The organism is Methylolobus aquaticus, from assembly GCF_054172105.1.
This window is the reverse complement of record NZ_JBSYXP010000044.1, coordinates 1-1,562: the sequence shown is the minus strand read 5'-3', so window position 1 is coordinate 1,562 and position 1,562 is coordinate 1. Positions and strand designations below refer to the sequence as shown.

Below are 1,562 nucleotides of genomic sequence, written 5' to 3'. Positions count from 1 at the left end.
GGGGTTGTCGCACCGCGGCGGCTCGCTAGGACCACCGGCCACAACCCCTGCTTTTTGCCGCCAAGCTCCGCCGGCAACCTCTCCGCCCATCCCGCCAAGCCCCTCGCCCGCCCCGCGCTGGCCAAGCCTCAACCGGCAAGCTCCCTTACCCGAAATCTCCCTCCGCACACCGCGGCAAGATCGGTTGTGTAGTGTCTGCCGACTACCCTGACGGTCGCGCCTATGCAGCCCCGGTTTGCTGCCGTTCAGAGAAATTTACAGTCGACGCTGCTGGTCTGTGGTCTCAGCGAAATACCTTTTTTGGATCAATGCCATAACAAATAGGCACGGTTTTAGCTAAGAGCCTCTCGTAGGCGCTTGTTCGATACGACGGTGCCGAGGTATTGCGTCACAAAAGAATCTTGATTTTGGAGAGTTGTATGAAGCAGGGTCTTTGGAAGAAGGTGTGGATCGCGGCGATGCTGTTGGGTCTGACGGCTCCCGCCAGCGCCAAGGTCATCCAGTTGGGGGATCTTCTGGCTCCGTCGATCAGCGGCGGGGAAAGTCGTTACGTCGTGAAGCAAAATACGCAAGGCAAGTTCCGCAACACCTTCAAGTTCGACTTGTCGAAGAATGCCGACGTCAATCTAACCCGCAGTTTCGGGGGCGGAGCACTGGGTAAGCGCCTCAAATTCAGCAGCGTCCGCATGCGGCTGCTGGATAGCGACAACAATCTCATCGCCAGCTCCCGCGGTGGCCGCCTGGCCAGCTTCGCCGGGGCGCTCGGCGAGGGCTCCTACAAGGTCGTCGTCGCGGGCAAGATGAAGCCGGGCTTCGCACGCGGTGCCTTCAAATTCAGTGCGGGGGCGATCGCCGCTCCGGTCCCGGAACCGGAAGAATGGGCGTTGATGGTGATGGGTGCGGGCCTGATGGCCTTCCAGATCCGCCGGAAGCAACGCCAACTGGCGAATGCCGAACCCGCTCTGGCACCGCTGCCAGTCTAAATCCCTCGACGTTCAGCCACTACGGGCCACCGGCACTCACGCGTACGCGAAGGTGCGCAGGGAGTCGGTCGAGGCTTTTCGTAAAGCCGATCACCGAAGGAACAGTTCCTTGCGAAAGTGTCCCATGACTTGCGCAATCCCATGTCGCCCTTTCAGATTGCCCTGCAAGTGTTCCGCGAGACCTTCACACCCGGTCCGGCGTCTGACCGGGTGTTGGAAATTATGAATCGGCAGCTGACGCATCAATTGCGGCTGGTGGATGATCTGATGGACGTCTCTCGCATTAGGCCTGGCAAGATCGAACTGCGGTAAAATCCGGTCGATGTCGCCACGCTCATCGGCCAGGGCGTCGAGACCAGCTGGCCGCTCATCGAGTCCTGCCATCATGCGCTGGAGGTCTCGCTTCCGCCGAAACCGCTCCTCATCGAGGCCGACCCGAGTCCGTTCGCCGGAAGCTGGCACTCCTGCTCCCCGGAAAGAAAACATCCGGCGTCCGCAATCCCCCTATCCTTGAGTTACCGCCGGAAATCAATCTCGCTCGGCGGAATCACTTCAGAACGCGAGTCACCGCCACGGCTT

At 60.5% G+C, this 1,562-nt stretch carries 2 protein-coding genes; both read left to right on the top strand.

Annotation, left to right across the window (positions count from 1 at the left end; translation table 11 throughout):
- Positions 1-419: 419 nt before the first annotated feature.
- Entirely contained in the window at positions 420-983 is a 564-nt protein-coding gene (locus ACW73L_RS22085; RefSeq protein ID WP_498924694.1) for an FxDxF family PEP-CTERM protein, read from the top strand.
- Positions 984-1,124: 141 nt separating this feature from the next.
- Positions 1,125-1,295, top strand: coding sequence for a hypothetical protein (locus ACW73L_RS22080; protein WP_498924695.1), 171 nt, complete (start codon positions 1,125-1,127; stop codon positions 1,293-1,295).
- The last annotated feature ends 267 nt before the right edge of the window (positions 1,296-1,562 follow it).

What these genes read in the sequence shown, in the direction of transcription:
- ACW73L_RS22080 (WP_498924695.1), top strand. Translation starts at nt 1,125, where the DNA reads ATGTCGCCCTTTCAGATTGCCCTGCAAGTGTTCCGCGAGACCTTCACA.
- ACW73L_RS22085 (WP_498924694.1), top strand. Translation starts at nt 420, where the DNA reads ATGAAGCAGGGTCTTTGGAAGAAGGTGTGGATCGCGGCGATGCTGTTG.